This is a genomic window from Jiella endophytica (assembly GCF_004519335.1).
GTDB classification, from domain to species: Bacteria; Pseudomonadota; Alphaproteobacteria; order Rhizobiales; family Rhizobiaceae; genus Jiella; species Jiella endophytica.
In genome coordinates, this window is sequence record NZ_SOZD01000005.1 from 131,946 (window position 1) to 154,123 (window position 22,178).

The 22,178-nt window shown below is 65.1% G+C and carries 33 protein-coding genes and 1 tRNA gene; 33 read left to right on the plus strand and 1 reads right to left on the minus strand.

What is annotated here, in order from left to right; translation table 11 throughout:
• Positions 1 to 49: 49 nt before the first annotated feature.
• The 17 genes from E3C22_RS16515 (at position 50) to E3C22_RS16590 (ending at position 8,863) form a co-directional block, all read left to right on the plus strand.
• Positions 50 to 808 carry an AAA family ATPase gene (locus E3C22_RS16515; protein ID WP_245515043.1) on the plus strand — a complete coding sequence of 253 codons (759 nt, stop codon included), beginning with the start codon at positions 50 to 52 and terminating at the stop codon, positions 806 to 808.
• The gene (locus E3C22_RS16520) at positions 805 to 1,422 is read left to right on the plus strand and encodes a hypothetical protein (protein ID WP_134763162.1); all 618 of its coding nucleotides are present in this window, start codon (positions 805 to 807) and stop codon (positions 1,420 to 1,422) included. Before E3C22_RS16515 ends, E3C22_RS16520 begins: the two co-directional genes overlap by 4 nt.
• Complete coding sequence (locus E3C22_RS16525) at positions 1,419 to 1,805, plus strand: transcriptional regulator (protein ID WP_134763163.1); 387 nt, start codon at positions 1,419 to 1,421, stop codon at positions 1,803 to 1,805. Before E3C22_RS16520 ends, E3C22_RS16525 begins: the two co-directional genes overlap by 4 nt.
• Complete coding sequence (locus tag E3C22_RS16530) at positions 1,798 to 2,049, plus strand: hypothetical protein (protein WP_134763164.1); 252 nt, start codon at positions 1,798 to 1,800, stop codon at positions 2,047 to 2,049. Before E3C22_RS16525 ends, E3C22_RS16530 begins: the two co-directional genes overlap by 8 nt.
• A 74-nt stretch (positions 2,050 to 2,123) precedes the next feature.
• Positions 2,124 to 2,273, plus strand: a complete 150-nt coding sequence (locus tag E3C22_RS24515) for a hypothetical protein (protein ID WP_167591805.1) — start codon at positions 2,124 to 2,126, stop codon at positions 2,271 to 2,273.
• Complete coding sequence (locus tag E3C22_RS24965; RefSeq protein ID WP_134763165.1) at positions 2,270 to 2,974, plus strand: helix-turn-helix domain-containing protein; 705 nt, start codon at positions 2,270 to 2,272, stop codon at positions 2,972 to 2,974. Before E3C22_RS24515 ends, E3C22_RS24965 begins: the two co-directional genes overlap by 4 nt.
• A complete protein-coding gene (locus E3C22_RS16540; RefSeq protein WP_134763166.1) occupies positions 2,971 to 3,642 on the plus strand; it encodes a DUF3164 family protein in 672 nt (223 codons plus the stop codon). The genes E3C22_RS24965 and E3C22_RS16540 overlap by 4 nt, the downstream gene beginning before the upstream one ends.
• Positions 3,643 to 3,647: 5 nt before the next feature.
• Positions 3,648 to 3,920, plus strand: a complete 273-nt coding sequence (locus E3C22_RS16545; RefSeq protein WP_134763167.1) for a hypothetical protein — start codon at positions 3,648 to 3,650, stop codon at positions 3,918 to 3,920.
• The gene (locus tag E3C22_RS16550; RefSeq protein WP_134763168.1) at positions 3,917 to 4,558 is read left to right on the plus strand and encodes a gp16 family protein; all 642 of its coding nucleotides are present in this window, start codon (positions 3,917 to 3,919) and stop codon (positions 4,556 to 4,558) included. Before E3C22_RS16545 ends, E3C22_RS16550 begins: the two co-directional genes overlap by 4 nt.
• Entirely contained in the window at positions 4,558 to 4,785 is a 228-nt protein-coding gene (locus E3C22_RS16555) for a hypothetical protein (protein ID WP_134763169.1), read from the plus strand. Before E3C22_RS16550 ends, E3C22_RS16555 begins: the two co-directional genes overlap by 1 nt.
• On the plus strand, positions 4,782 to 5,495 hold the full coding sequence (locus E3C22_RS16560; protein WP_134763170.1) for an N-6 DNA methylase family protein: 714 nt from the start codon (positions 4,782 to 4,784) through the stop codon (positions 5,493 to 5,495). The genes E3C22_RS16555 and E3C22_RS16560 overlap by 4 nt, the downstream gene beginning before the upstream one ends.
• Positions 5,492 to 5,863 carry a response regulator transcription factor gene (locus E3C22_RS16565; protein WP_134763171.1) on the plus strand — a complete coding sequence of 124 codons (372 nt, stop codon included), beginning with the start codon at positions 5,492 to 5,494 and terminating at the stop codon, positions 5,861 to 5,863. Before E3C22_RS16560 ends, E3C22_RS16565 begins: the two co-directional genes overlap by 4 nt.
• Before the next feature lie 93 nt (positions 5,864 to 5,956).
• The gene (locus tag E3C22_RS16570) at positions 5,957 to 6,697 is read left to right on the plus strand and encodes a peptidoglycan-binding protein (RefSeq protein WP_134763172.1); all 741 of its coding nucleotides are present in this window, start codon (positions 5,957 to 5,959) and stop codon (positions 6,695 to 6,697) included.
• Between the two features lie 42 nt (positions 6,698 to 6,739).
• Positions 6,740 to 7,390 (plus strand): hypothetical protein, encoded by a 651-nt coding sequence (locus E3C22_RS16575; protein ID WP_134763173.1) that lies wholly within the window; start codon positions 6,740 to 6,742, stop codon positions 7,388 to 7,390.
• Between the two features lie 15 nt (positions 7,391 to 7,405).
• Complete coding sequence (locus E3C22_RS16580; RefSeq protein ID WP_134763174.1) at positions 7,406 to 8,002, plus strand: hypothetical protein; 597 nt, start codon at positions 7,406 to 7,408, stop codon at positions 8,000 to 8,002.
• A complete protein-coding gene (locus tag E3C22_RS16585) occupies positions 8,002 to 8,295 on the plus strand; it encodes a VpaChn25_0724 family phage protein (protein WP_134763175.1) in 294 nt (97 codons plus the stop codon). Before E3C22_RS16580 ends, E3C22_RS16585 begins: the two co-directional genes overlap by 1 nt.
• A gap of 1 nt (position 8,296) precedes the next feature.
• Positions 8,297 to 8,863: a DUF3486 family protein gene (locus E3C22_RS16590; protein WP_134763176.1), complete on the plus strand. Its 567-nt coding sequence runs from the start codon at positions 8,297 to 8,299 to the stop codon at positions 8,861 to 8,863.
• Between the two features lie 20 nt (positions 8,864 to 8,883).
• Here E3C22_RS16590 and E3C22_RS16595 read toward each other — a convergent pair whose 3' ends face one another.
• Positions 8,884 to 10,047 (minus strand): pentapeptide repeat-containing protein, encoded by a 1,164-nt coding sequence (locus tag E3C22_RS16595; protein WP_134763177.1) that lies wholly within the window; start codon positions 10,045 to 10,047, stop codon positions 8,884 to 8,886.
• A 68-nt stretch (positions 10,048 to 10,115) separates the two neighbouring features.
• Here E3C22_RS16595 and E3C22_RS16600 point away from each other — a divergent pair, with 68 nt between their 5' ends.
• From E3C22_RS16600 to E3C22_RS16675, 16 genes are all read left to right on the plus strand, one after another.
• Positions 10,116 to 11,723: a hypothetical protein gene (locus E3C22_RS16600; protein WP_206026984.1), complete on the plus strand. Its 1,608-nt coding sequence runs from the start codon at positions 10,116 to 10,118 to the stop codon at positions 11,721 to 11,723.
• Positions 11,717 to 13,330, plus strand: coding sequence for a DUF935 domain-containing protein (locus E3C22_RS16605; protein ID WP_134763178.1), 1,614 nt, complete (start codon positions 11,717 to 11,719; stop codon positions 13,328 to 13,330). Before E3C22_RS16600 ends, E3C22_RS16605 begins: the two co-directional genes overlap by 7 nt.
• 4 nt (positions 13,331 to 13,334) lie before the next feature.
• On the plus strand, positions 13,335 to 14,546 hold the full coding sequence (locus tag E3C22_RS16610; protein ID WP_134763179.1) for a phage head morphogenesis protein: 1,212 nt from the start codon (positions 13,335 to 13,337) through the stop codon (positions 14,544 to 14,546).
• A 149-nt stretch (positions 14,547 to 14,695) separates the two neighbouring features.
• Complete coding sequence (locus tag E3C22_RS16615; RefSeq protein ID WP_134763180.1) at positions 14,696 to 15,019, plus strand: hypothetical protein; 324 nt, start codon at positions 14,696 to 14,698, stop codon at positions 15,017 to 15,019.
• A 227-nt stretch (positions 15,020 to 15,246) separates the two neighbouring features.
• Positions 15,247 to 16,380 carry a phage protease gene (locus E3C22_RS16620; RefSeq protein WP_167591806.1) on the plus strand — a complete coding sequence of 378 codons (1,134 nt, stop codon included), beginning with the start codon at positions 15,247 to 15,249 and terminating at the stop codon, positions 16,378 to 16,380.
• A complete protein-coding gene (locus E3C22_RS16625; protein WP_134763182.1) occupies positions 16,377 to 16,757 on the plus strand; it encodes a hypothetical protein in 381 nt (126 codons plus the stop codon). The genes E3C22_RS16620 and E3C22_RS16625 overlap by 4 nt, the downstream gene beginning before the upstream one ends.
• Positions 16,758 to 16,837: 80 nt before the next feature.
• Complete coding sequence (locus E3C22_RS16630; protein WP_134763183.1) at positions 16,838 to 17,809, plus strand: capsid protein; 972 nt, start codon at positions 16,838 to 16,840, stop codon at positions 17,807 to 17,809.
• Positions 17,810 to 17,883: 74 nt separating this feature from the next.
• Positions 17,884 to 18,468, plus strand: coding sequence for a hypothetical protein (locus E3C22_RS16635; protein ID WP_134763184.1), 585 nt, complete (start codon positions 17,884 to 17,886; stop codon positions 18,466 to 18,468).
• Positions 18,459 to 18,530 (plus strand) — tRNA-Ile (locus E3C22_RS16640). Before E3C22_RS16635 ends, E3C22_RS16640 begins: the two co-directional genes overlap by 10 nt.
• 294 nt (positions 18,531 to 18,824) lie before the next feature.
• Complete coding sequence (locus E3C22_RS16645; protein WP_134763185.1) at positions 18,825 to 19,076, plus strand: acyl carrier protein; 252 nt, start codon at positions 18,825 to 18,827, stop codon at positions 19,074 to 19,076.
• Positions 19,073 to 19,507 carry a gp436 family protein gene (locus tag E3C22_RS16650; RefSeq protein WP_134763186.1) on the plus strand — a complete coding sequence of 145 codons (435 nt, stop codon included), beginning with the start codon at positions 19,073 to 19,075 and terminating at the stop codon, positions 19,505 to 19,507. Before E3C22_RS16645 ends, E3C22_RS16650 begins: the two co-directional genes overlap by 4 nt.
• A gap of 2 nt (positions 19,508 to 19,509) precedes the next feature.
• Positions 19,510 to 20,094 carry a phage virion morphogenesis protein gene (locus E3C22_RS16655; protein ID WP_134763187.1) on the plus strand — a complete coding sequence of 195 codons (585 nt, stop codon included), beginning with the start codon at positions 19,510 to 19,512 and terminating at the stop codon, positions 20,092 to 20,094.
• Positions 20,091 to 20,519 carry a phage tail terminator protein gene (locus tag E3C22_RS16660; protein WP_134763188.1) on the plus strand — a complete coding sequence of 143 codons (429 nt, stop codon included), beginning with the start codon at positions 20,091 to 20,093 and terminating at the stop codon, positions 20,517 to 20,519. The genes E3C22_RS16655 and E3C22_RS16660 overlap by 4 nt, the downstream gene beginning before the upstream one ends.
• Before the next feature lies 1 nt (position 20,520).
• Positions 20,521 to 20,757, plus strand: a complete 237-nt coding sequence (locus E3C22_RS16665; protein WP_134763189.1) for a hypothetical protein — start codon at positions 20,521 to 20,523, stop codon at positions 20,755 to 20,757.
• A gap of 3 nt (positions 20,758 to 20,760) precedes the next feature.
• Positions 20,761 to 21,690, plus strand: a complete 930-nt coding sequence (locus E3C22_RS16670) for a phage tail tube protein (RefSeq protein ID WP_134763190.1) — start codon at positions 20,761 to 20,763, stop codon at positions 21,688 to 21,690.
• A 66-nt stretch (positions 21,691 to 21,756) separates the two neighbouring features.
• Positions 21,757 to 22,131, plus strand: a complete 375-nt coding sequence (locus tag E3C22_RS16675; RefSeq protein ID WP_134763191.1) for a hypothetical protein — start codon at positions 21,757 to 21,759, stop codon at positions 22,129 to 22,131.
• Positions 22,132 to 22,178 lie beyond the last annotated feature (47 nt).

Consider the following 22,178-nt stretch of genomic DNA (forward strand, 5'->3'; position numbering starts at 1 on the left):
GGGTCCGAAAAGACGGCCAAAAGGCCGCATGTCCAATGAGGAGAGCATGATGAACATGACGGTCTCGGTCAATCCCCCCGTCAACAAACCGGCACCACTGAGGAATGTGGCTGCCTTCACCAGCCTGATCAATCGCGTCGTCGATCGTCGACCAGGCCTGCCGGGCCTTGCCTGCTTCTACGGGCACTCCGGACTCGGAAAGACCAAGAGCGCGATCTTCGGCGCCAACCGGCACCGCGCCGCATATGTCGAGTGCGGACAGATGACGACCGCCAGGTCGCTTCTGGTGTCGATCCTGATGGAACTTGGACTGCCGAAGCCGAAGGGCACGGCGACCGACATGCTCAACGAGATCGTCGAGATACTCGCCCGCGATCCCAGGCGGCCGCTGATCATCGACGAGGCGCATCACATCGCTCACAAGGCCTTCGTCGATGTCGTGCGCGAGCTGCACGACAAGAGCGACGCACCGATCGTGCTGATCGGCGAAGAGACGCTTCCGAAGCATCTCGAAGCCTATGAGCGCGTTCACAATCGGATGCTCGACTGGGTGGCTGCGGTGCCTTGCGACGCCGAGGACTTCGCGATGTTGGCTCGGACCGTGGCGCCACGGCTTTCCATTGGCGCTGATCTTGCATCGGAGATGCTGGACGTCACCGCCGGAAATACCCGCCGCATCGTCGTGAACCTGGCGAAGGCCGAGGAGATCGCCGCCCGCGACGGCCTGGACACGATCGGTCTCGACCAGTTCGGCGGGCGCGAAGCCATCCTCGGCCTGCGCGCGCCGATGCCGAGGGCAGCCCGATGACGGCCGCGCGTGAATCGAAAGACCTTCGCGCCCGTGTCGAGATCTCGCTTCCCAAGGGCGAGGAAGCGATCTGGGCAATGATCCAGAAGCTCGATCGCGAAGGCTGCTGGTCGACGTCGGATGTGAGCTGCTTCGTCGGCCACAAGACGAAGGTGATTGCCAACTACGTCGCCCGGCTCGAGTCGGCGGGGTACGTCAGGCGGGTCGGGCGCTCGAAGGTGCGCGGGGAGCCGACGCTCTATGAGATTGCCCGGCCGAGCATCTTCGCGCCGCGGATATCCAGCAGCGGCGACGACCTGCCAGAGCTGGTCATCGAGACACTCTGGCGGACAATGCGGATGCTCAAGGTTTTCCGGGCCGAGGACCTTGCCGCCTACCTCGCCGAAACGGGGCGAGCCCCGAATGTGAAGTCGATCCGGGTCTATCTCTGGCGGCTGCACGGCGCAGGGCTCCTCGCATTCGCCGGCAAACGAGGGCAGCGCCAGGAGCAACGCTTCAGGCTGGTTCGAATTCCCGGCCCCCGAGCCCCGAAGGTCCTCACCGCCAACGTCGTCTGGGATCCGAACCGCGGCGAGCCGCTCGGAACCGCCCAGGCGGAGGAGGCGGGTCTATGAACCAGCGGCAGACCTTCGAGGACAAGACTGCCCTCGCATGGGGCAACTCCCGGCCCGACTGGATCATCGAGCTTGCCCGCCTGGCGGACGCGGAAGGCTTGTCCGGCGCCGAAAAGCGCGTCGGGCGAGCTGCCTCGACCCTCAGCCAGACCCTGTCGAACACCTATCGCGGCGACGTCGGAAAGATCGAAGAGCGGGTCCGTGGCGCGCTGATGGCTCTCACCGTCGAGTGCCCGGTCCTAGGCGAGATCGGCCGGGACCGCTGCCTCGACGAACAGGGCAAGGACTTCGTCGCGACGAGCGCCATGCGCGCTCAGCTCTATCGGGCCTGCCGCTCCGGCTGCCCTCACTCCAAGCACACGAAAGGGAAAGATCATGTCTGAGCTACGCTCCTCTCAGCGCCTGTCGGCACGCATCCGTCAGCTGCGCAGGTTCTTCAGCGAATACGACCGCTCCGGCCTCGCCATGAACGGCACGGCCGTCGATGCGCTCGCCGAACGTCTGCGGAGCTTCGAGATCGACGCCGCAGACCTCGAGATTGGCGCCCGGCCCGCGAAAATCATGGCGCGCTCGATGCCGGAGATCGCCCGTCGGTACGCTTCGAGTGAGGCAGGAGCTGCCCGATGATCCCGTCTCAAGCACAACCGCTCATCCGGCCCGCTGTCGATCGCATGCTCGCGGCCGAAGAAACGATCCGCGTGATGCGGCGCCTGATCATCGGCGGTCGCCGCGATGTCGGCTCCGACGAGGCATCGACCGCGATCGACGCGGCGATCGCCGAACTCATCGCCGCCCGGGCTGAGATCAACGCCGGCAATCTGAAGCGGGCAAGCGAACGGGTGGCGTCATGAACGCCATCCGAACGATCGCCGAAGCCGTCGCCGAGATCCGGCACATCACCTTTGCAGATCTCGTTTCCGACCGCCGACATCGCGAGTTGATCGGTCCAAGGCATGAGGCGATGTATCTGGCCAAGACCCTGACGCCGGCCTCACTGCCGGCGATCGGACGGCGCCTTGGCGGTCGGGACCACACGACGGTCCTGCACGCCGTCCGAAAGATTGAGGACCGGATCGCGCGCGAAGCGGGCTACGGCGACGAGATCGAGGCGATGGGCGCAGCGATTTCCAAGCGTCTGCCTGGCGAGGGTAAGTTCGAGCTCGTGCCGGCTGAAGACGTCGATGCCTCTGATCTCGCTCGCCGCGTCGAGGAGGCGGTCATATCCGGTGGCCGGATCTCGGTCTTCGCCGATGAGGTTGCCGCCCTCGCAACGGCAGTGATCCAGCTCGAGCAGCGCCTTAAGGCGCTCGCAAAGCAGACGGCGCGACGCGAGGCCGGGCTCGCCAGACGGCTGGACGCCGCGGAGGCTCGCTTGTCGGCCGCGCAGCCGCATCAGTTCATCCCTGCCGCGCTTGTGACCCCCGTCATCGAGGCCTTTCGCCAACTCGAAAGCGATCGTTTCAGCGGTCGCGAGCGCTTCTCGCAGGAGCGGCTCGACCGGGCTTTGAAAGAACTTAGAGACATCGTCGAACGGAAGGAATTTGCAGCATGAGTGCGACCACCCAGACACTGCCGGCGAACGAAGCACCGAGCCTGCCACCAGGCGCGGTCGAGGTCGGAGGGCGGCTGTACCTGCCGGACTCCAAAGGCAATCTCGTGCCGCTCGATCTCGTGAAGGCGGAAGACCGGCTCGAGGACGAGATGGTACGCAAGTGCCTCTCCTTCGCCGAGGACCTGTCGGCGCAGATCGGCCGCTTCCGCGGTCATACGATGGAGGACATCGGCGCCTTCCAGGCAATCCTCGACCAGGAATACGGCGCCAAGCGGGGCGGTGCGAAGGGCAACGCCACCTTCATGAGCTTCGACGGGATGATGAAGGTCCAGGTCCAGCAGGCCGACCTCATCGAGTTCGGCGCCCAGCTGCAGACCGCCAAGAAGCTGATCGACGAATATCTGACGGCGCTGACGGCAGATGCCTCGGCGGAGATCCAGGTCTTCGTCAACCGGGCCTTCGACGTCGACAAGGAAGGTCAGGTGAACCGGTCTGAGCTGTTTCGGCTGCGGCGGCTTCAGATCGACGACAAGCGGTGGCAGGACGCTATGCGGGCGATCTCGGAGGCCATCCGGGTCGTCGGATCAAAGGAATATGTCCGGTTTTACAAACGCGACAGCCATGATGGCGCTTGGCAGGCGGTCACCATCGATCTGGCGAAAGCGTGAGGGCCATGACCGCGCTCCTCGAAGCCCGGATCATCGCCGAGGTGCCGCTTGCAAAGGGCGGCGGCACCCGCGCCATCGCCGTCGACAATAACTGCGTCTGTCACGTCTTCACTGTCAGCGGCGGAATGGAGCGGCTAGCTCCCCAGCAGAGCTTCACGCCAGAGACGGCGCGCGAGATTGCCCGGAGGGTGCTGGCCGGCGACGAGCGGATTCAGACTGCCCACAACACCTTGCGGATCCTTGCTGCGGCGGTGCTGACAGATGGAGTGACGGGGTGACGGTGCTCGCGATGATGCACGTCGCCAAGCGCGACCTCGGTCTCGACGACGACACCTATCGGGCCGTGCTCGTCCGGGTGACGGGCAAACGCTCGTCGAAGGAGATGACCGATCGCGAGCGCCAGGCGGTGCTCGACGAGTTCCGCCGGCAGGGTTTCAAACCCGCTTCGAAGAGCAGCGGAAAGGCGACCAAGCCTTTGTCCGGCCCCTACGCCAAGAAGGCGCAGGCATTGTGGATTGCGCTGTGGAACCTCGGCGCGGTCGAGGACAGGCGGGATTCCGCGTTGCTCGCCTTCGTCTGCCGGCAGACCGGCATCGAGCGAACCGAGTGGATCCTCGACGCCAAGCACGGTCGCGCGGTGATCGAGGCGTTGAAGGCGTGGTGCCAGCGCGAGGGCGTCGACTGGGAGGTCGGGACGATGGCACCTGACCATGGTAAGCGGCACGGATTTCAGATTGCCTTAGCGCAGTGGGAAAAGCTGCGGCCGCACGAGGTGCGGACGATGCCCGCCTTCTGGGCCGACGTCGGCTTTGTCCTGCGGCGGGCCGTCATCATCGATAAGCCGACTGACGCCGAGTGGATCACGGTGATGAACGCCTTCGGCAAGCGGATCCGCGCCGGAAAGGCGGGTGTCTGATGGCCCGCCGCCGCAAGCTGCGCATCGTCGACCTGACGGCCGAGAAGGCCGCGGTGATCGCCGCGCATCTCGATCTCGTTGGCCTTACCGAAGGCTACGAGCTGCAGAGTCCTTGCCGCTTCTGGGAGCGCAAGGACGGAAGCTGGACGGGGCGGTTCGTCTATACACACCCTGACGATCCGAAGGACAGGATCGTCCTCACCTCGAAGGGCCTGCGGTTCGCATGACGCAGGCGGCGATTCCCCGCTCGATCAATGGCCCGCGCATCGAGGCGGCGAATTCGCTCGACTATTTTCCGACACCACCCTGGGCGACGCGCGCACTGTTTGCCGAGATCCTCGGCACGAAGGCGTTCCGCGATCTCATCGTCGAGGACCCCGCCTGCGGCGAAGGGCACATGGCCTATGTCTTGCAGGAGGTCTTCGGCACGGTCTGGGCGAGCGACGTCTACGATCACGGCTATCGTCTGAATGGCGGCTTCGCCTTGCGCGACTTCCTGGAGCCCGCCGCCTTCGACGACCTCAAGCGACCCGACTGGATCATCACCAACCCGCCTTTCGGCACGAAACTGCTCGCCTTCGTGCGCCGGGCGCTCGCAAGGGCGAGGACCGGCGTCGCCATCTACATGCCGACGGTGAAGCTCGACGGAATCAACCGCCACCGCTTCGTCTACGGTCCCAGGCCGCCGCATACGATCGCCCAGTTCGTCGAGCGGGCGCCCTGCCACAAGGGGCGCTGGGAGCCCGACGGCGACACTTTTACGGCCTATTGCTGGATGATCTGGCGGCTCGATCGCCGCGTGAAAGATCCGGTTTTCCGCTGGATTCCGCCATGCCGATCGCGGCTGACCTTTCAACGCGACATCGACCTGTTCGGGACGTCGTCTGCCCCGCCCTTAAGCTCATCGCGGGGCTCGTCGCTGACGGGGGCCCCGTGACCGACCGGCTGGAGGACGAACTGGTCGCGCTTCTCGGAGCCGAAGACTTCATCCGTCTCGCCGAGGCGCATGGCGGCGAGCGGCGCTACATCCCGAAATCCGAGAGCGGGACGGAGATCGCCGAGGGGCTCGGTACGACGATCGCGGCGAAGCTCGCCCGGCGGTATGGCGGCGACGCCCTCGATATCCCTCTTGCCCGGCGGCTGCGGGCGAGACACTATCGCGCCGCGGGCCTCAGCAACCGGCACATCGCCAAGCGACTGGGGATCTCCGTCAACGGCGTCGAAAAACTGTTCCGCCGATCGCCGACACCGCGGCCGCCGCGCAGGCGCGAAGTCGACCCCAGACAGTCGGACCTCTTCAGCTGATCTAGCACCGTCCCGGGACATGTCCGGGCTAATTCCGGGATAGGTGATCCCGCATGGTCGAGCCTCACTCGTGACAGGCGATGAGGCTTTCCGATGACCGCACCGATCCCATTCGCACAGTGGCTGCAGATGCGTCTGACGACGCACGGCTTTGCCTGCGGCGCGATCGACGGCATCGTTGGGCCGATCACCACGGCCGCGATCAAGGCGTTCGAGAAGGCGCATGGCCTGCCGGTGGACGGGATGGCCGACGACGCCGTCGTCACGGCGCTGCGCTCCTCGTCAAGTGTGGTCGACGCAGAGACCGCCAAGACGGTCGAGCACCGCGATCCGCCCGAGGAAGAGATCCAGAAAATCGCCCTCGTCAGCAACACTTGGCCACGGCAGAGCGGAGTCTCCGCATTCTACGGCGGGGTGGGGACGAACCAGACGACGATCGAGATCCCGTTCGACATGTGGATCGCCTGGTCGAAATCGACCCGCGCTCGCAAGATGACGCTTCACAAGAAGGTCGCGCCGTCGGCTCTGCGCGTCCTTCAGCGTGTCGCTCAGATCTACTCTGCCAAGGAAATGCACGAGCTCGGTATCGATCTCTTTGGCGGGTCTCTGAACGTCCGCAGGATGCGCGGCGGGACGTCCTACTCGATGCATAGCTGGGGCATCGCGATCGACTTCGACCCGGAGCGCAATCAGTTGAGCTGGCACTCCCCGAAGTCGCGGCTGTCGAATTCCGATGCACTGCCGTTCTGGCAGGCCTGGGAGGCCGAAGGCTGGCTCTCGCTTGGCCGTGCGCGGAACTATGACTGGATGCACGTCCAAGCCGCCCGGCTCTAGCTCTTCATCGTCCTGTCAAAGCTGCTTTCGAAAGGGTTCTCCATGCGCTTTCTTTCACAGGTCCTAGGCGGCATCGCCTTCGGCTTTGCCGGGCTCCTCGCGCTGTTTGGACCGGCACCCATAATGCCACGGCCGATCGTGGCAGAGGCGCTTGAAGACTCGCCCGCCTGGCGTTGGGTGGCCGCGGCCGTCACATGGTTCATGGCCTTCGGTCTACTGGCTTTACTGGCGCTGTTGATGTTGGCCGGCATCGCCCACGCCGCCGAGGCGGCGCCGACGGCGATCGATCTCGGCCCGATCGCCGCCAGCCTGATCGAGATCCTCGCCCCGATCGTCCTCGCCGGGCTTTCGGCGATCGCCGCGTGGGCCTTCGCGCTGTTCCGCAAGAAGACGGGCTGGCAGATCGACCAAAGCGTCGGACTGATCGTCGATCAGGGGCTGCAAAAGGCTGTCGACTTCGCGGCTTCGCGGCTTCGCGACCGGGTCGCCGGCGGCATCCCACTGCATCTTCGCAATGAGGCGATCAGGATCGCCGCTGGCTACGCCACTCAGAAGCTTCCGGGGGCGCTGAAGCACTTCAAGATCGATCCGGCCAATCCGGAGGATCCGAAGCTAACCCAGATGATCGAGGCTCGTCTCGAGGAGTGGCTCGTCGATCCGGAGACGGAACGCTCCGCGTCCGCCGCGGTCTGAAGCCGGCGTGACCTGATGGAATGGTACGACGTCGTCCTCAAAATCCTGTCTCCACTCGTGGCGCTTGCGGCACTTGGCTTTACCGTCCATTCGACCCGGTCGCGGGCGTCGAAAGAGGAGAGCGACAAGCTCGATGACCGTCTGTCGGCGCTGGAGCGGACGGCGATTAAGCGCGAGGACGTCGACGGGCTGAAATCCAGCCTCAGCGAGCTTTCTGAGATCGTTCGTGATCTCAAGGCGATCGGCAGAGAGGCCGAAGAGGCAAGCGAGCGATCCCAACGTAACGAAGGCCGGGTCATGGCGCTGGAGCGGGACGCCCATCGCTGGAGCGAGATCGAGGGCCAGGTCGACCGGATCAGCGAGGACCGCCTGAAGGTCGCGCAGATCCACCAGGCGACGTTCGAGCAGCTGCGCGACCGGATCGGCCGGGTCGAGGAGACTATCAAGCATTCCCCCAGTGCCCACCAGGTCGCAGATCTCAGGACGCTGGTCGAGAAGATGGGCGGTGACATCCGCGTGTTGTCAGAGGGCATGCGGCCGCTGGCTGCGAGCGTCGGCCGGATCGACGATTTCCTGATGGGGCAGAGCGCCAAGCGAATCGAGGGGCGGTGATGGATTACGCGGAACACCAGCGGCAGGACGGGCGGCTCGCCATGCTGCGGGCGCTCTACGAGCAGGACGACGATCGGTTGAACGAGACGATCCTGATGAAGGTGCTGGAAACCTACGGCTATCGGAAAACCAAGGAGTGGCTGCGCACCGAACTGCGCGTCATGGAGGATCTCGGCGCCGTCCGACTTTACCGCGCCGGTGAATTTCTCACGGCGGAGATCACGGCAGCTGGGGCTGGCCACGTCGAGCGCACCAGCATCATCGAGGGCATCGCACGCCCGTCGCGGAGGTAACATGTCGCGTACCTCGCGAGGCCGGCTTTCCTCTATCGACCTCCTGCCGCCGGAGGCCGATCCGATCGTCCAGTGGGCCGTCGAGGAGTTGCAGGCACGCGAGCGGACCCAGGCCGATATCCTCTTCGAGATGAACGATCGGCTTGAAGCGATCGGCTGCGAGGCGATCTCGTCCAGCGCCTTCAACCGATATTCGACGCGGCTCGCCGCGACGACGCGCCGGCTCCAGGAAACCCGGGACATCGCCAAGGCGGTGACCGAGCGGCTCGGGCCCGACCGTGCCGACGACATCACGATCATGCTCGTCGAGATGATCAAGAGTTCGGTCTATTCGATCCTCGAAACCGGCAATGTCGACACGCAAGGCGTGATGTTCCTGGCGAACGCCGTGAAGTCGGCGCTGGCGGCGCAGAAGGTATCCGCCGACGCCCGACGGATCGCGCATTCCGAGATGCAGAAGAAGCTCGACGAGGCAGCGAAGGCCGTCGAGGAAGTCGGTGGGGAAAAGGGCTTTTCGGCTGAAACCGTCGAAGCCATCAAGGCTCGAATCCTGGGGGTGAGCCTTTGAATTCTAAAACTCAAACACCGTCAGAAAGGTTCGCAATCGATGAATACAGCATTCTCATCGCCTTGGGTAATCGTGACTCTATTCGAGAAGGAATAGGCCACGGACATCGTTTTTTCGTACCAATCAGGGCGACTGGAAGAGGGGCAGACATACATCTGACTGTGGTTGAAGTCGGACCTTTTGAGCGGTCGCATGACGATTGGACCGCCCGTAACCAGGCGATCAAAATCTGTGGTTTCTGGAATTTCATCGGACCAAAACCAAGCGCCCTCGAAGTCCGCAGACTCGTCCAGTGCAATGTAAGAAGGGGAAATCCTCGTATTAGAGATATTTGCGTTTGCCAGCGACGAAACCTCCCGTGTGGGGGCGAGGTCGAGCGTCGAGCCCGAAAGCTTAGCGCCGCTCAGGTCGATATCACCAGTAGAAAAGTCTATTTCGGCGTTAACGATTTCAAGAAATCTCAATGGAACGTTCAGAAATTGATAGCGCGGTATGCGCTTAAATTTTACTCCCCGGAATTTCACGCTTCCTCCATCGATCGACACACCTTCCAAATCGATCTGCGATCCGCTTATCGTCAGATCGACGTCGGTGAATTTGCATCCATTGAGTTTAGCGCCGCTGATTTCAAGTGTAACTTCAAGAGGACCCGCAAACAGGCAGTCTCTCATATCAGCGTCATGAACGTTCGCATCGAATGCTCGCTTGACGTTGCTCGAGTTGATCATCTTGAGGCCGCGAAGATAGGTTCCTTGTCCGGGTATGCATGTGTCCTGATTTGTCATCGCCTTGCACGACAAATCGAGGCCAACAAGGTTTTGATGATTGGCGAAAAGCCATTCGATAGCTTCGACTTTGCCGCTATTGCCGGAGGCATGCGTGGTCAGGAGTTGCCAGTAGCGCGCGGCTTGTTCGGACTTCAGGTCGTTGAGTTGGACGTTCGTCGCCTCCAGAGTTTGTCTAGTTGCATACAACGTGAAGAGGAAAGCGGCAGCTGCGACGAGCTTAGTCAAGGGATGATCCTCAACACGTCGCAACCAGTCAAATCGCCACACGGCCGCGCCACAACCTTTAGCGGCCGCCCACGCTCTGACCGGGCAGATAAGCGCCCGTGCCTTGCCGTATCGGCGAGCAGAGCCCGCTTCATCCCCTGCGGCAGAATTCGTCGTGGGAAGAAGCGCCATTTCCAAGAACCCTTTAGTCAGATGCGACAAAAGCCTACCGGACTTGGCGCTTGCGGTGCGAGCGGAAAATGAGAGAACCAATTCTCCAAACAGAATGGGCAGAGCTGCGTCGTGAGGCGATGGCGGTGATGCCGTCCGAGGTCTCTGGCCTCCCGGACGTTCTCCTCACCTATCAGCAGGAGCTGGTCGCCTCAGTCTCCAACTTCGCTTTGACCGTCACAGACAAGTCCCGGCGAATTGGCGCGACTTGGGGCGTCGGCGCGGCGGCTGTGCTCACCTCCGGCGCCAAGCGCTCCGCCGGCGGGATGGACACGCTCTATCTCGGCTACAATCTCGACATGGCGCGGGAGTTCATCGACACCTGCGCCATGTGGGCGCGGGCATTCAACCAGGCCTGCTCGAAGGTCCAGGAATATCTCTTCACCGAAGAAGGCGAGAAGGGCGAGGACCGGGCCATCCAGGCGTTCCGGATCACGTTCGCTTCCGGTTTTGAGATCGCCGCGCTCTCCTCGAAGCCCCGCAGCTTGCGCGGCCGCCAGGGCTTCGTCATCCTCGACGAGTTCGCCTTTCACGACGATGCCGAGGAGCTGCTCAAGGCGGCGATGGCGCTGCTCATCTGGGGCGGCAAGGTGCTGGTGATCTCGACCCACAACGGCGTCGACAATCCCTTCAACCTGCTCATTCAGGAGATCCGCGAACAGCGTCGGCCCGGGAACGTCGTGCGATGCACTTTCGACGACGCCCTGGCGCAGGGCCTCTATCAGCGGATCTGTCTTATCCGCGGCCGCGAATGGTCGCCGGAAGCCGAGGCGAAATTCCGGGACGAGATCCGGGCGTTCTATGGCGACGGCGCGGCCGAGGAACTCGACTGTATCCCGAGCCAAGGTTCCGGCGTCTATCTGACGTCGGCCCAGATCGAGGCGGTGATGACACCGGACACGCCGGTCTTTCGGCTGGCTTGTCCGCAAGGCTTCGAGCTGAAGCCTGACATCGAACGCGCGGCCTACGTCCAGGCATGGCTCGAGCTTATGGTCTCGCCGTGCCTTGAGACGCTCGATCGGCGCTTGCGCCACCACTATGGCTTTGACTTCGGACGGTCGGGCGACCTCTCCGTCCTCGTGCCGATCGCCGAGCAGCGCAACCTCGTCCGGCGCGTGCCCTTCGTCGTCGAGCTGCGCAACGTGCCGTTCCGCCAGCAGGAACAGATCCTCTTCTGGATCGCGGATCGCCTCCCACGATTCGGCAACGGCCGCCATGACGCCCGCGGCAACGGCCAGTTCCTCGCCGAATACGCGATCCAGCGCTACGGCGCCCTGGCGATCGAAGCGGTGATGCTCTCCCAGGCCTGGTATCTGGAGAACATGCCGCCGATGAAGGCGGCGATCGAGGACCGGACGCTGCTGATTGCCCGCGACGCCGACCATAAGACCGATCTTCGCCAGATCCAGATGGTGCGCGGCATCCCGATGGTGCCGAACGACGCCCGCACGAAAGGCGCCGATGGGGGCCAGCGGCACGGCGACTTTGCCGTCGCGCTCTGCCTCGCCCATCAGGCCGCGAAGGCGGAGGTGATGGAATACGGCTACACGCCCGCCTCCGCACTCGATGAAACGGGTGGCCTTGGATTTGCGAGCGGCGGGGGCAGCCTCAATACGGGAGACCGAACGCTATGGTGAAGGCCGCGATCGTCCGCTTCCAGGATCGCTGGGGCCGCTCGCCGGAAGCTTCGAGCCTCGGCTCGGAATTCGCAACGCCGCAGGAATGGGGGCCCCGTCGTGTGATCGGCGACGCCGTCGTCTCGGGGCTCGGTCCGGAGCGGCTTGCCGCAATCCTCCGCCAGTCGGCCGACGGCGATACGCGGTCCTATCTGACGCTCGCGATGGAGATGGATGAGCGCTACCTCCACTATGCGTCGCAGCTGCAGACCCGGCGCCTGGCCATCGAAGGCATCCCGGTCACGATCGAGCACGATGACAAGGTGCCGAAAAAGATCGTCGACGCGGTGAACGACCTGGTCGAGGATACCCGCTTCGAGGAGATGGCCGGGACGCTGACCGATGCGATCGGCAAGGGCTATGCGGTCTCCGAGATCATCTGGGACTATGAGCGCGGTTTCCTTCGACCCGTCGACTACCGCTGGCGCGACCAGCGCTTCTTCCAATACGACGAGGCCACCCGGACAGAACTGCGGCTCCGCGACAATGGCGACCCCCGCAATGGTCTGGCGCTGCCGGCGGCGAAGTTCCTCATCCATGAGCCGCGCACCCGGATGGGGCTGCCGATCCGCCGCGGCATGGCCCGGCCTGCGGCCTGGGCGTTCCTGATCCAGAGTTTTGCCCTCAAGGACTGGGCGAGTTTCGCCGAGATCTACGGCGTGCCGCTCCGCGTCGGCAAGTTCGGGCCGAACGCCTCGGAGGCAGACAAGCGGATCCTCCTGCAGGCGGTCCGCGCCATTGCCAACGACGCGGCCGCGATCATCCCGGCCGGAATGGAAATGGAATTCGCCAAGGTCGAAGGGCAGCACGGTGCCGGCGTGTTCGGTGGGCTGATCGACTATGTCGACAAGCAGGTCTCCAAACTCGTGCTCGGCCAGACGATGACCTCGGACGATGGTTCGTCGAAGGCTCAGGCGACAGTCCACAACGACGTGCGTCTCGATATCCAGATGGCGGACGGCAAGCAGCTCGGCCAGACAATCACGCGAGATCTCGTCGTGCCCTTCGTCGCGCTGAATTTCGGGCCGCAGGAGCTTTATCCGCGAGCCGTCTACCAGGTCGCTGCGCCGGAGGACCTCGAAGGGCTGAAGAATTACGTTACCTCTCTCGTTCCGCTGGGGCTGAAGGTTTCCCAGCGAGAGATGCGGGAGCGCGGCGGGCTTTCGGAGCCGGAGGATGGCGAGGAGCTGCTGAGGCCGGCAACGCTGCCAACGGAGGGCGGCGAGAAGGACAAAAAGCCGGAGGGACCGGCAGGCGATCCGGCGAAAGGGGACGCGTCGAGGACGGCAAGACTCGCGGCCGTTGGTGCACCAGCTGGCGACGCGATCGACCAGGCGGTGGCGGAGGTGCTCGGCGAAGAGGATTGGGAGCCTCTCGTCGCACCGATGATCGCGGGGCTCGAGGCAAAGCTCTCCGCTGCGGCCGACCTCGATGAAGCGAGGGCGATCCTCGCAGCCCACCTGGCGGCGATGGATCCGAGCGCGCTGGCGGAAAAGCTCACCCAGGCGGTCTTCGCCGCGCGGATCGCCGGGGAGGCGGAAGAGCCTCTGATCGACGGCGGAGCCTGACGGCGTGGCGACCGAACTCCAGGCCCTGCCGTTCGCGGAGGCGATCGCCGCGCTTCAGCGGCGCGGCAAGCTCCTCAAATCGCAGTTCGCCTGGCAAGACGACTGGCAGGCAGACCATGCCGCAATGTTCACCGTTGCCAAGTCGACCGGCTTCGACATCCTTGGCGATGTCTTCGAAGGGCTTTCGAAGGCGGTAGCCGAGGGGCGGACGGTCGCCGAATTCTCGAAAGAGCTGCGGCCGCTCCTCGAGGCAAAGGGATGGTGGGGCCAGCAGCGTGTGGTCGACCCGCTGAGCGGCGAGGAGACGATCGCCCAGCTCGGCTCGACGCGCCGGCTGCAGTTCATCTTCGACGTCAATATGCGCGTCTCCTACGCGGCCCGTCACTGGTCAAGCTTCGAGCGCAACAAGAGGGCGCGGCCCTATCTCCGCTACGTCCACCTGGAAGGCCAGGAACACCCGCGGCTGCAGCATCAGGCCTGGCACAACATCGTGCTGCCGGTCGATCATCCCTGGTGGAATACCCATGCCTGCCCGAACGGCTGGGGCTGTCACTGCACCCTGCAGAGCCTTTCCCAGCGCGACGTCGACCGGCTGATGGCGCAAGGCGTGCCTCTGAAGTTCGCGGCGCCGGCGACGACGTCCCGCGACTGGATCAACAAGCGGACCGGCGAGATCCTCAAGGTGCCGGACGGCATCGACCCGGGCTGGGCTTACAATCCGGGCAAGGCCGGTCGTGACGCCGTCGTGCGGGATGCTCTTTCCGCAAAGGTTGCCGAGGCGCCGGAAGAGCTGCGGCGATCGGCCATTGCAGACGTCGTTGCATCGGACGAGTTCGCGCGCTTCCTCGAGGATCCGCAAGGCAGTCTGCCGGTGATGGCGATCGGGAGGGAAATTGCGGACGCCCTCGGCGCTGACACGACGGTTGCCCTCCTGTCGGCCGACACCGTCGTCAAGCAGAAACAGCGCCATCCCGAGCTGACCATCGAGGACTATCGGCGGCTGCCCGCCATCGGCATCGATCCGACCCTCGTCGTCCAGGACGGCGAGACCACCATGGTCTACGTCAAAGAGGACGACGATCGCTGGCTGCACGCGGCCGTGAAAGTGACCAGGTCCCGAAAGGCCGCCTTCCTGACGAGCTTCCGTTTTACCGGTGCGTCGAACATCCGCAGCCTCTTCAGGCGCGGTATCAGGGTTCTGCTGGATAGAAGGTAGGTGCGCGGTGGGGCCTCCCAGGAACCCCACATGGCGGTCCCGCCCTTTCGGACGGTCCTACGGCCGGGAGAATTGCACCGTGTCACGCGCCCGGCCAATATGCGGCCGATCCGTTTTCGATTCAATGAACCTCATTTCATCAGGCCCGCATGACCGACGTCGCTCCGGAGTTTCAGCCGACCCTCAAATGGCGACGGACCTTGCCGGATCAGACCAGGGACGACTTCGTTGCCCTGTCTGACGGCTTCGAGGTCTGTCGCTTCTACCGCTATCGGGTGTCGTCCGAGCTCCAGGGACAATGGTTCTGGACGGTCTTTGCCTTCCACCGCACGCCGAACGCAGAGACCGGCGCGATGCAGGGCTTCGTGCGCGGATCGGCCCGCGACGCCGCGAAGGTGGCAGAAGCGGCATTCGAGCGGGCGAAAGCCGTCTGGGGCATTCCCGATGTCGTCCGTTTCGCCACAGCCGAATAGCGGGCCGCTGACACGCGACGACGCTGTCCGACGCTTCCTGCCACGGCCGATTGGCACGAATCGCGCCCACGGCCTTTGAAACCCCTTTGACGGCGATCCTCGTTCGGACCATTGTCCGGCTTCGACGTCGTCGGCGCCGATTCCCGGCCCGCGGCCTCTATGTCGCATCCTTCGTCGGGACATGTCCCGACTGAAACGCTTTGTCCGGGCCTGCAATGGTCCGGTCCATGACAAGCACCGCAGCCCCATCCCTTTCTCCCGTCGCAACGGGCCAGGCAGGCATCGCCGTTTCGACCGGCGACGTCGTCGTCGCCCTGGCTGCGGCTGCGGCGACGAGTGCGACGCCGGATTGGATCAAGATCGCGCCGCGCGGCCGGGTTTCGACCCGGGACGGCCGTTCCTATGCGTTCGATCCCGAAGCCCTGGCCGCTCGCTTCCAGGCGGACGAGGTCAAAGTCCCGATCGACTTCGAACACGCGACCGGCCATCTCGCGGCCAAGGGGCAGCGGGTCGATGCTGTCGGCTGGATTGAAGAGTTGCAGGCCCGTACCGACGGTCTCTACGGCCGTGTCGATTGGCTCGACACCGGCCGCGCCGCGCTGACCGCTCGCACCCACCGCTACCTCTCGCCGTCTTTCCCGCATGACGCCGCCGGCAATGCCGCGTGGATCCATCACGTGTCGCTGGTGACCGCGCCGGCGCTCTCGAACATGCCGGCGCTTGCCGGTGCTCACCTCCAGCAAACCGCAACGGACAATGTCATGAGCGACAAGATCGCGGCCGCCCTCGGGCTTGCCGCAGGAACCAGCGAGACCGCTCTTCTGTCGGCGATCGACGGCATGAAGAAGAAGCTCGACGAGGGCAAGATCACCACCGCCCTCGGCCTTTCGGCCGGTGCGGGCGAGACCGCGGTGCTTTCGGCGATCGCCGATCTGCAGAAGAAGCCGGAGGCGAATGGCGAGATCGCCACGCTCCAGGCGGCGCTCTCGACGACGCAGACCGAACTCGCTGCCTTGCAGGCGACGATGCGCAAGGGCGTGATCGATACCCTGCTCGACACCGCGCTGAAGGAAAAGCGCATCGTCCCCGCCCAGCGTGAGTCCTATGCCGCGCTCTGCGCGAGCGATGACGGGCTGAAGCAGGTGACGGCGCTGCTTGCCGCGACGCCGGCGGCGCTCGGCGCGTCCGGTCTCGACGGCAGGTCACCTGGCGAGGGCGGAGAGAAGGTCGTCGACCCCGTCGCGCTCGCCGCCAGGGCCAACGCCTACCTCTCGGCCCAGACGTCCGCCGGGAACGCGATCAGCTACATCGACGCCTTCGCCCATGTGCAGGCCGAAGCCGAAAAGGAGGCCGGCAAATGAGCTACGCCCTCAATCGCGACATCCGTTCTTTCGAAGCCGCCAGCGCGATCGGCGGCTACCTGATCGTCGCCGCCTCCGGCACGGCCGGTGCCATCGCGGCCGCCGTCGCCAAAAAGGGCTTCGGCGTTGCCGAGCGTGTCGGATCCGAGGCCGGCCAGATGTGCGACGTGACTGTCGCCGGCATGACCGAGGTGATCGCGGGCGGCGATCTCGACTTCGACGATCCGGTCACCGCCGATGACTCCGGCCGCGCCGTCAAGGCGGTCGCCGTCGCCGGCGAGACGGTCCGCATCGTCGGCTTCATCCGCGCCGAGGGGACGACGGGAGACATCCTGCCGATCCAGGTCGCGCCGAGCCTCCTCGTCACGCCGGCCTGACGGCTGGCGGTCCGCTTCACCCTTAAGCTCCTCGCGCAGCTCTTCGCTGGTGGAGCCTCGAAGAACAGGAATTCCGCCCGATGGCACCGAACCGTCCGTTTCCCGTCGATCCGACCCTGACCGCCTTTGCGATCGGCTACCGCAACCCGGCCTATGCCTTCATCGCCGACGACGTCCTGCCGCGGACGCCGGTGATGGGGGAGCGCTTCTCCTGGACCGAGTATCCGCTCGAGGAAGGGTTCCGCGTCGTCGACAACCGTGTCGGCCGGACCGGACGGGTTCCGCGGGTCGAGTTCACCGGCTCGCGCAAGGACTCCTCGGTCGAGGACTTCGGATTGGAGGCGCCGATCCCGAACTCGGACATCCGCGAGGCCGAACGGATGAAGGCGCAGGGCCTCGGCAACTTCGACCCGCGTCAGCGCGCCGTGATGGGGATCGAAGACTACAACCAGATCAATCGCGAGATCCGCGTCGCAACCCTCGTCCAGAGCCCTGCGAGCTACCCGACCTCGCAGAAGATGGCTTTGTCGGGGACCGACCAGTTCTCCGACTACGACAATTCCGATCCGATCGGCGTCCTCAAGGACGTTCTGGACTCCACGCTCGTCTTCCGACCGAACCAGGTGACGATGGGCCATCGCGACTGGACGATCCTGTCCTCGCACCCGAAGCTGATCAACGCCGTGAAGGGCGGACTGACGACGGAAGGAATGATCACCCGTCAGCAGTTCGCCGATCTGTTCGAGCTGAAGAAAGTGCTCGTCGGCGAGGCCTACATGGACGCCGCGAAATACGGCCATGCCGCCGACATCAAGCGGGTCTGGGGCGGCAACATGGTCTTCCAGTTCGTCAACCCGTCGGCCGACGTCAACGCGGGCACGATCACCCACGGCTTTACCGCCACCTACGGCACCAAGATCTCCGGCTCTCTGCCCGATCCGAACGTCGGCCTCGAGGGCGGCGAGACGGTGCGCTCAGGCGAGCGGATCAAGGAGCTGATCGTCGCGCCCGGGGTGAGCTTCCTGCTCCAGGACGTCGTCGCTCCGGCCTGATCCTGCGGACGTAGAGCCGGCCACGGCGGCGAGCCGCCGGCGCCCTTAGCGAGTTTCCTGAAAGGCTTTGAACGATGGTGAAAGACACCTCCAAGACCAGGACGGCCAACACCCTGCTGGCATCCACCACCGCGGCTTCGAACCCGCCTCCTGCTTCGCCGGCGACGCCCGCGGCGGCAAATCCCGCCGTCACCGGGACGCCTCCGGCCGATGCGCCAGCGGTGAAGGTCACCACCGAGGCTGCAACGCAGCCGGTGCTCGAATCCGTCCAGACATCCACTGGTCCCACCGGCGAGCCGCGGTCGGCTGAGATCGAGCCGCAGCTGCCTCGCTCCGCGGCGTTCCGGGCCCGGGCTGATGCCAGCTTCGATCCTGAATTCTCCGCCACCGGGCGTTCGACCTATGCCGGCACGCTCCCCGCCAAGACGCGGGTCCTGGCGAGCGGCGAGCGGATCGAGATCTCGGCGGTGGCGCCCGACACCGAGACCCGAAAGTTCACCGCGGCAATCCGGATCCTGAAATCGAAGGTGCTCTACGAGCCCGGCGCCAAGGTGCCGCTGACGCGGATCGACTTCGAGGCCAAGCGCTCGCGGGGATCGATCCTCGAGCGCTTCTTCGAGGACGGCGAGGAAGCCGGCGAGACGGCTTCGGCGGGGTAGCTCAGAGGTAGAGCGCCGGACTCATAATCCGGTGGGCGCAGGTTCGATTCCTGCCCCCGCAACCGAACCGCCGGTGGACGGTGCTTGGTGCCGCCGGCAACCGGCGCGGCCCGATATCCCAGGGCCGCGCCACCCGGATACCCGAGCGCGCTCGTCGACAGGCGCGAAACGGACGGACGGCTGCAGCGACGAGGCGGCCCTCCAGCGACGCGGATCGCTCAAGGCCTCCGGCCATCCGCTCCGATACCCAGGACCGGTCCGGTACGGCTCGCAAGGCTCCCGGCACCCGATGGGGACCTTCGAAGGTAGGGGCGCAGCCCGCCGGTCAATCATTCATTTCGCCAGGAGCAGCCCCCGTGTCCGCCGACATCGCCGACAAGATCTGCGCAGTCATCGCCAGACACCTCGCCATCGAGCGCGACGAGGTGAGCGAAGGTGCGCGGCTCGTTGAAACCTTGGGCGCCGACAGCCTCGACATCGTCGAACTGGCGATCGAGCTCGAGGAGGAGTTCGGCGTTGAACTCAAGGACGAGGCGGTCGAGCACATCGTCACCGTCTCCGACGTCGTCACCGCGGTCGAGGATGCGATCGCGAGGCGCGCGGCATGACCAACTTTGCGACCCAGCAGGATCTCGTCGACCGCTTCGGTTCGACCGAACTCGTCCAGCTTACCGACCGGGTCAACCGGCCCCCCACGACGATCGAGGCCACGGCTGTCTCGCAGGCGCTCGCGGACGCGTCGGCCCTCGCATCGGGCTATGTCGGCAAGTTCTACAAGCTTCCGATGGCGTCGGTCCCGCAGGCGCTCGTCCGGGCGACGGCCGACATTGCCCGCTTCTACCTCTGGGGCTCCAAGGCCGAGACCGACGGTGAAGTCGAACGCAACTTCAAGATCGCGGTCGCCTGGCTGAAAGACATCTCGCGCGGTGTCGTCCAACTCGACGTCGAGGGTGTCGCGCCGGCGCAGCCCGAAGGCGGCTCTGTGCAGATCTCTGCACCGGAGCGTCGCTTCTCCCGCGCCAGCATGCGGGGGCTTTAACGATGGCGGCAGCCGGTATTCGGATCACCGTCGACGACGCGGCCGTCATGGGCGCGCTTTCGCGGCTGGAAACGCGCGAGCGCGGTGACGCGATGAACGCGATCGGCGCCTATCTGGTGACGGCGACCCAGCAACGCTTCGAGCGGGAGCAGGGGCCCGACGGCAAGCCCTGGCAGCGGCTTTCGCCGCGCACTGCCAACAAGCGGATCGGCAGGAGCCGTCGCGGCTACGAGCACATCCTCCGGGTCAAGAGCCGGCTCTATTCGAGCATCACCTATCGTGCCGATGCGGCCAGCCTGGCTGTCGGAACGAACGTCAAATACGCCGCGATCCAGCAGCTCGGCGGTACGATGGAGCAGTCGGCGCGACGGCAGACGATCTACCAGCGCTACGACCCCAAGAGCGGCGAGATCGACCAGCGCTTCGTCAAGCGCTCGCGGTCCAATTTCGCCCGCGAGGTCGACGTCAAGGCACACACGATCACGATCCCGGCGCGGCCCTATCTCGGCATTTCCGACGAAGACCGTGCCGAGCTCCTCGAGATCATTGCCGACACCGAGCGCCGGGCGCTGGGAGGTGGCCGATGATCGTTGCCGAGATCGAGCAGCGGCTCGTCGAACGCTGCCAAGCCCACTTCGCGATCATCGCCGGCGCGATCGACCTTGCGACCGTCAAGGATCGGCCGCCGGCTTCGCCTGCCGCCTATGTCGTGCCGCTGCGCGACGTCAGCGCCGACAACAGCCGGATGTCCGACGTGCTGCAGCGGACCGAGATGGACGTCGGCGTCGTCATCATCGTCGAGAACGTCTCGGACGCGACCGGTGCGGCGGCCGGGCAGGATCTCGAAGTGCTGAAGACCGCGGTTCGCAAAGCGCTCATCGGCTGGCAGCCGGCGAGTGCCGAGGATGTCGTCACCCACGTCTCTGGCGAGCTGACCAGCGCCAAGGGCGGCACTGTCTGGTGGGAAGAGCAATTCGCGACCGCCTACTACCAAGAGAGCGAGGAGAGCTGAGATGCCGGTGAGAGAGGGCGGGCGGTTTGTCCGCGACCCGAAGTCCGGGACGGAAAAGCGCGAGGGCGGGACCCGGCAGGATCTGAACGAGGCGGAGATCCCCAAGGGCCATCCGGCCGAGGCTCGGCTTGCGGAGATCGCCGACGATCAGAGCGGCACGGCTGAAGTGGAGCCGCCGGTCAGTGAGCCGCCGAAGACCAAAGGCGGCCCGCCCGCCGGGACCAAAGGAAAGGACTGATCGATGGCGAAGCGCTACTATCGCAAGCTTGCGGTCCTGGGGAAGCTCGAAGCCACCTATGGCGTTGACGCCGCGCCCACCGGCGCAGCCAACGCCATGCGGATGACCGACGTTCAGTTTTCCCCGATGGAAGGGCAGGAGGTTCCGCACGAATCCCTGTTGCCCTATCTCGGCCATCAGGGCGTCGAGCTTGCCGGTCTCTACGCCAGGCTCGAGGGCTCGATCGAAGTCGCCGGCGCCGGTGCTGCCGGGACCGCTCCGGCCTACGGCCCGCTGCTTCGGGCCTGCGGCATGGCAGAGACGATCACCGCCGCCACCAAGGTCTCCTACGACCCGGTCTCGACAGGCTTCGAGGCGGCATCGCTCTACTTCAACGCCGACGGCGTCAGGCATGTGCTCCTCGGCGCGCGCGGGACCTGCACCGTCAATCTCACGCCAAACCAGATCCCGCGGTTCCGATTCAACCTGATGGGCCTTCTCGGAACGATCTCCGACCAGGCACTGCCGACGGTCGACCACGCCGGCTTCGTCAAGGCGAGCGTCGTCAACAAGCAGAACACGGTGATGTCGCTGCATGGTTGGACGGCGATCGCCGAGAGCCTGGCGCTCGATCTCGGCAACCAGGTCGAGATGAGGTTCCTCGTCGGCGACGAGGGGGTCGAGATCGTCGATCGCCAGTCGACCGGCACCTTCGTCGTCGAGGCAAAGAGCCTCGCCACCAAGAACTGGTTCTCAATCGCTAAGGCTCGCACCCGCGGTGCCTTGTCGGCCGTTCACGGAACGACCGCAGGCAACATCGTCGAGTTCAATGCCAACCAGGTCGAGATCGGCCGCCCGAACCAAGGCCAGACCCAGGGCATCCTCAATTATTCGCTGCCGCTGATGCTGTGCTCGGGCACCGGCGACGACGAGATGTCGATCGTCGTCCGCTGACGGCGCACGCACCACGCCGTCAGGCGTGGTGCCCCGACCATTCAAACGCCCTTCGAAGGATCTTCCATGGCTCAGTTCGTTCTCGCCGAGACCTATCGCTACCCCTGGCCGGTCACGGTCCACGTCCCCGATCCGGCAAAGGCCGGGGCGACGATCGAGCAGACCTTCGAGGCCTTGTTCGAGGCGGTGTCCCTGGACGAAGCCGAAGCCATGAATGCCGACTATCTCGCGCTGAAAACCGACGCCGAGCGGTCTGCACATCAGCACGATTTCCTCAAACGCGCCCTCAAGGGCTGGAGCGGCGTCCAAGGGCCCGGGGGCGCCGAGGTGCCGTTCACGGATGAGACTTTCGCGACGGCGCTGCAGCACGCCTGGTTCCGGCAGGGCGTCTACCGCGCCTATTCGCAGTCTCTCTCCGGTGAGGCCCGAACGGGAAACTGAGGGCGGCGGCCCGCGCCGCCGCCTTCGCCTGGGCCGGACGTGCCGAT

Excerpts from the sequence above, each read along its gene's own strand:
- E3C22_RS16580 (WP_134763174.1), top strand. The coding sequence starts at position 7,406 with ATGGAATGGTACGACGTCGTCCTCAAAATCCTGTCTCCACTCGTGGCG.
- E3C22_RS16525 (WP_134763163.1), top strand. The coding sequence starts at position 1,419 with ATGAACCAGCGGCAGACCTTCGAGGACAAGACTGCCCTCGCATGGGGC.
- E3C22_RS16540 (WP_134763166.1), top strand. The coding sequence starts at position 2,971 with ATGAGTGCGACCACCCAGACACTGCCGGCGAACGAAGCACCGAGCCTG.
- E3C22_RS16600 (WP_206026984.1), top strand. The coding sequence starts at position 10,116 with ATGAGAGAACCAATTCTCCAAACAGAATGGGCAGAGCTGCGTCGTGAG.
- E3C22_RS16635 (WP_134763184.1), top strand. The coding sequence starts at position 17,884 with ATGGTGAAAGACACCTCCAAGACCAGGACGGCCAACACCCTGCTGGCA.
- E3C22_RS16520 (WP_134763162.1), top strand. The coding sequence starts at position 805 with ATGACGGCCGCGCGTGAATCGAAAGACCTTCGCGCCCGTGTCGAGATC.
- E3C22_RS16555 (WP_134763169.1), top strand. The coding sequence starts at position 4,558 with ATGGCCCGCCGCCGCAAGCTGCGCATCGTCGACCTGACGGCCGAGAAG.
- E3C22_RS16660 (WP_134763188.1), top strand. The coding sequence starts at position 20,091 with ATGATCGTTGCCGAGATCGAGCAGCGGCTCGTCGAACGCTGCCAAGCC.
- E3C22_RS16570 (WP_134763172.1), top strand. The coding sequence starts at position 5,957 with ATGACCGCACCGATCCCATTCGCACAGTGGCTGCAGATGCGTCTGACG.
- E3C22_RS16655 (WP_134763187.1), top strand. The coding sequence starts at position 19,510 with ATGGCGGCAGCCGGTATTCGGATCACCGTCGACGACGCGGCCGTCATG.
- E3C22_RS16615 (WP_134763180.1), top strand. The coding sequence starts at position 14,696 with ATGACCGACGTCGCTCCGGAGTTTCAGCCGACCCTCAAATGGCGACGG.
- E3C22_RS24965 (WP_134763165.1), top strand. The coding sequence starts at position 2,270 with ATGAACGCCATCCGAACGATCGCCGAAGCCGTCGCCGAGATCCGGCAC.
- E3C22_RS16530 (WP_134763164.1), top strand. The coding sequence starts at position 1,798 with ATGTCTGAGCTACGCTCCTCTCAGCGCCTGTCGGCACGCATCCGTCAG.
- E3C22_RS16575 (WP_134763173.1), top strand. The coding sequence starts at position 6,740 with ATGCGCTTTCTTTCACAGGTCCTAGGCGGCATCGCCTTCGGCTTTGCC.
- E3C22_RS16620 (WP_167591806.1), top strand. The coding sequence starts at position 15,247 with ATGACAAGCACCGCAGCCCCATCCCTTTCTCCCGTCGCAACGGGCCAG.
- E3C22_RS16605 (WP_134763178.1), top strand. The coding sequence starts at position 11,717 with ATGGTGAAGGCCGCGATCGTCCGCTTCCAGGATCGCTGGGGCCGCTCG.
- E3C22_RS16650 (WP_134763186.1), top strand. The coding sequence starts at position 19,073 with ATGACCAACTTTGCGACCCAGCAGGATCTCGTCGACCGCTTCGGTTCG.
- E3C22_RS16545 (WP_134763167.1), top strand. The coding sequence starts at position 3,648 with ATGACCGCGCTCCTCGAAGCCCGGATCATCGCCGAGGTGCCGCTTGCA.
- E3C22_RS16515 (WP_245515043.1), top strand. The coding sequence starts at position 50 with ATGAACATGACGGTCTCGGTCAATCCCCCCGTCAACAAACCGGCACCA.
- E3C22_RS16560 (WP_134763170.1), top strand. The coding sequence starts at position 4,782 with ATGACGCAGGCGGCGATTCCCCGCTCGATCAATGGCCCGCGCATCGAG.
- E3C22_RS16630 (WP_134763183.1), top strand. The coding sequence starts at position 16,838 with ATGGCACCGAACCGTCCGTTTCCCGTCGATCCGACCCTGACCGCCTTT.
- E3C22_RS16585 (WP_134763175.1), top strand. The coding sequence starts at position 8,002 with ATGGATTACGCGGAACACCAGCGGCAGGACGGGCGGCTCGCCATGCTG.
- E3C22_RS24515 (WP_167591805.1), top strand. The coding sequence starts at position 2,124 with ATGCGGCGCCTGATCATCGGCGGTCGCCGCGATGTCGGCTCCGACGAG.
- E3C22_RS16675 (WP_134763191.1), top strand. The coding sequence starts at position 21,757 with ATGGCTCAGTTCGTTCTCGCCGAGACCTATCGCTACCCCTGGCCGGTC.
- E3C22_RS16625 (WP_134763182.1), top strand. The coding sequence starts at position 16,377 with ATGAGCTACGCCCTCAATCGCGACATCCGTTCTTTCGAAGCCGCCAGC.
- E3C22_RS16590 (WP_134763176.1), top strand. The coding sequence starts at position 8,297 with ATGTCGCGTACCTCGCGAGGCCGGCTTTCCTCTATCGACCTCCTGCCG.
- E3C22_RS16595 (WP_134763177.1), bottom strand. The coding sequence starts at position 10,047 with ATGGCGCTTCTTCCCACGACGAATTCTGCCGCAGGGGATGAAGCGGGC.
- E3C22_RS16670 (WP_134763190.1), top strand. The coding sequence starts at position 20,761 with ATGGCGAAGCGCTACTATCGCAAGCTTGCGGTCCTGGGGAAGCTCGAA.
- E3C22_RS16665 (WP_134763189.1), top strand. The coding sequence starts at position 20,521 with ATGCCGGTGAGAGAGGGCGGGCGGTTTGTCCGCGACCCGAAGTCCGGG.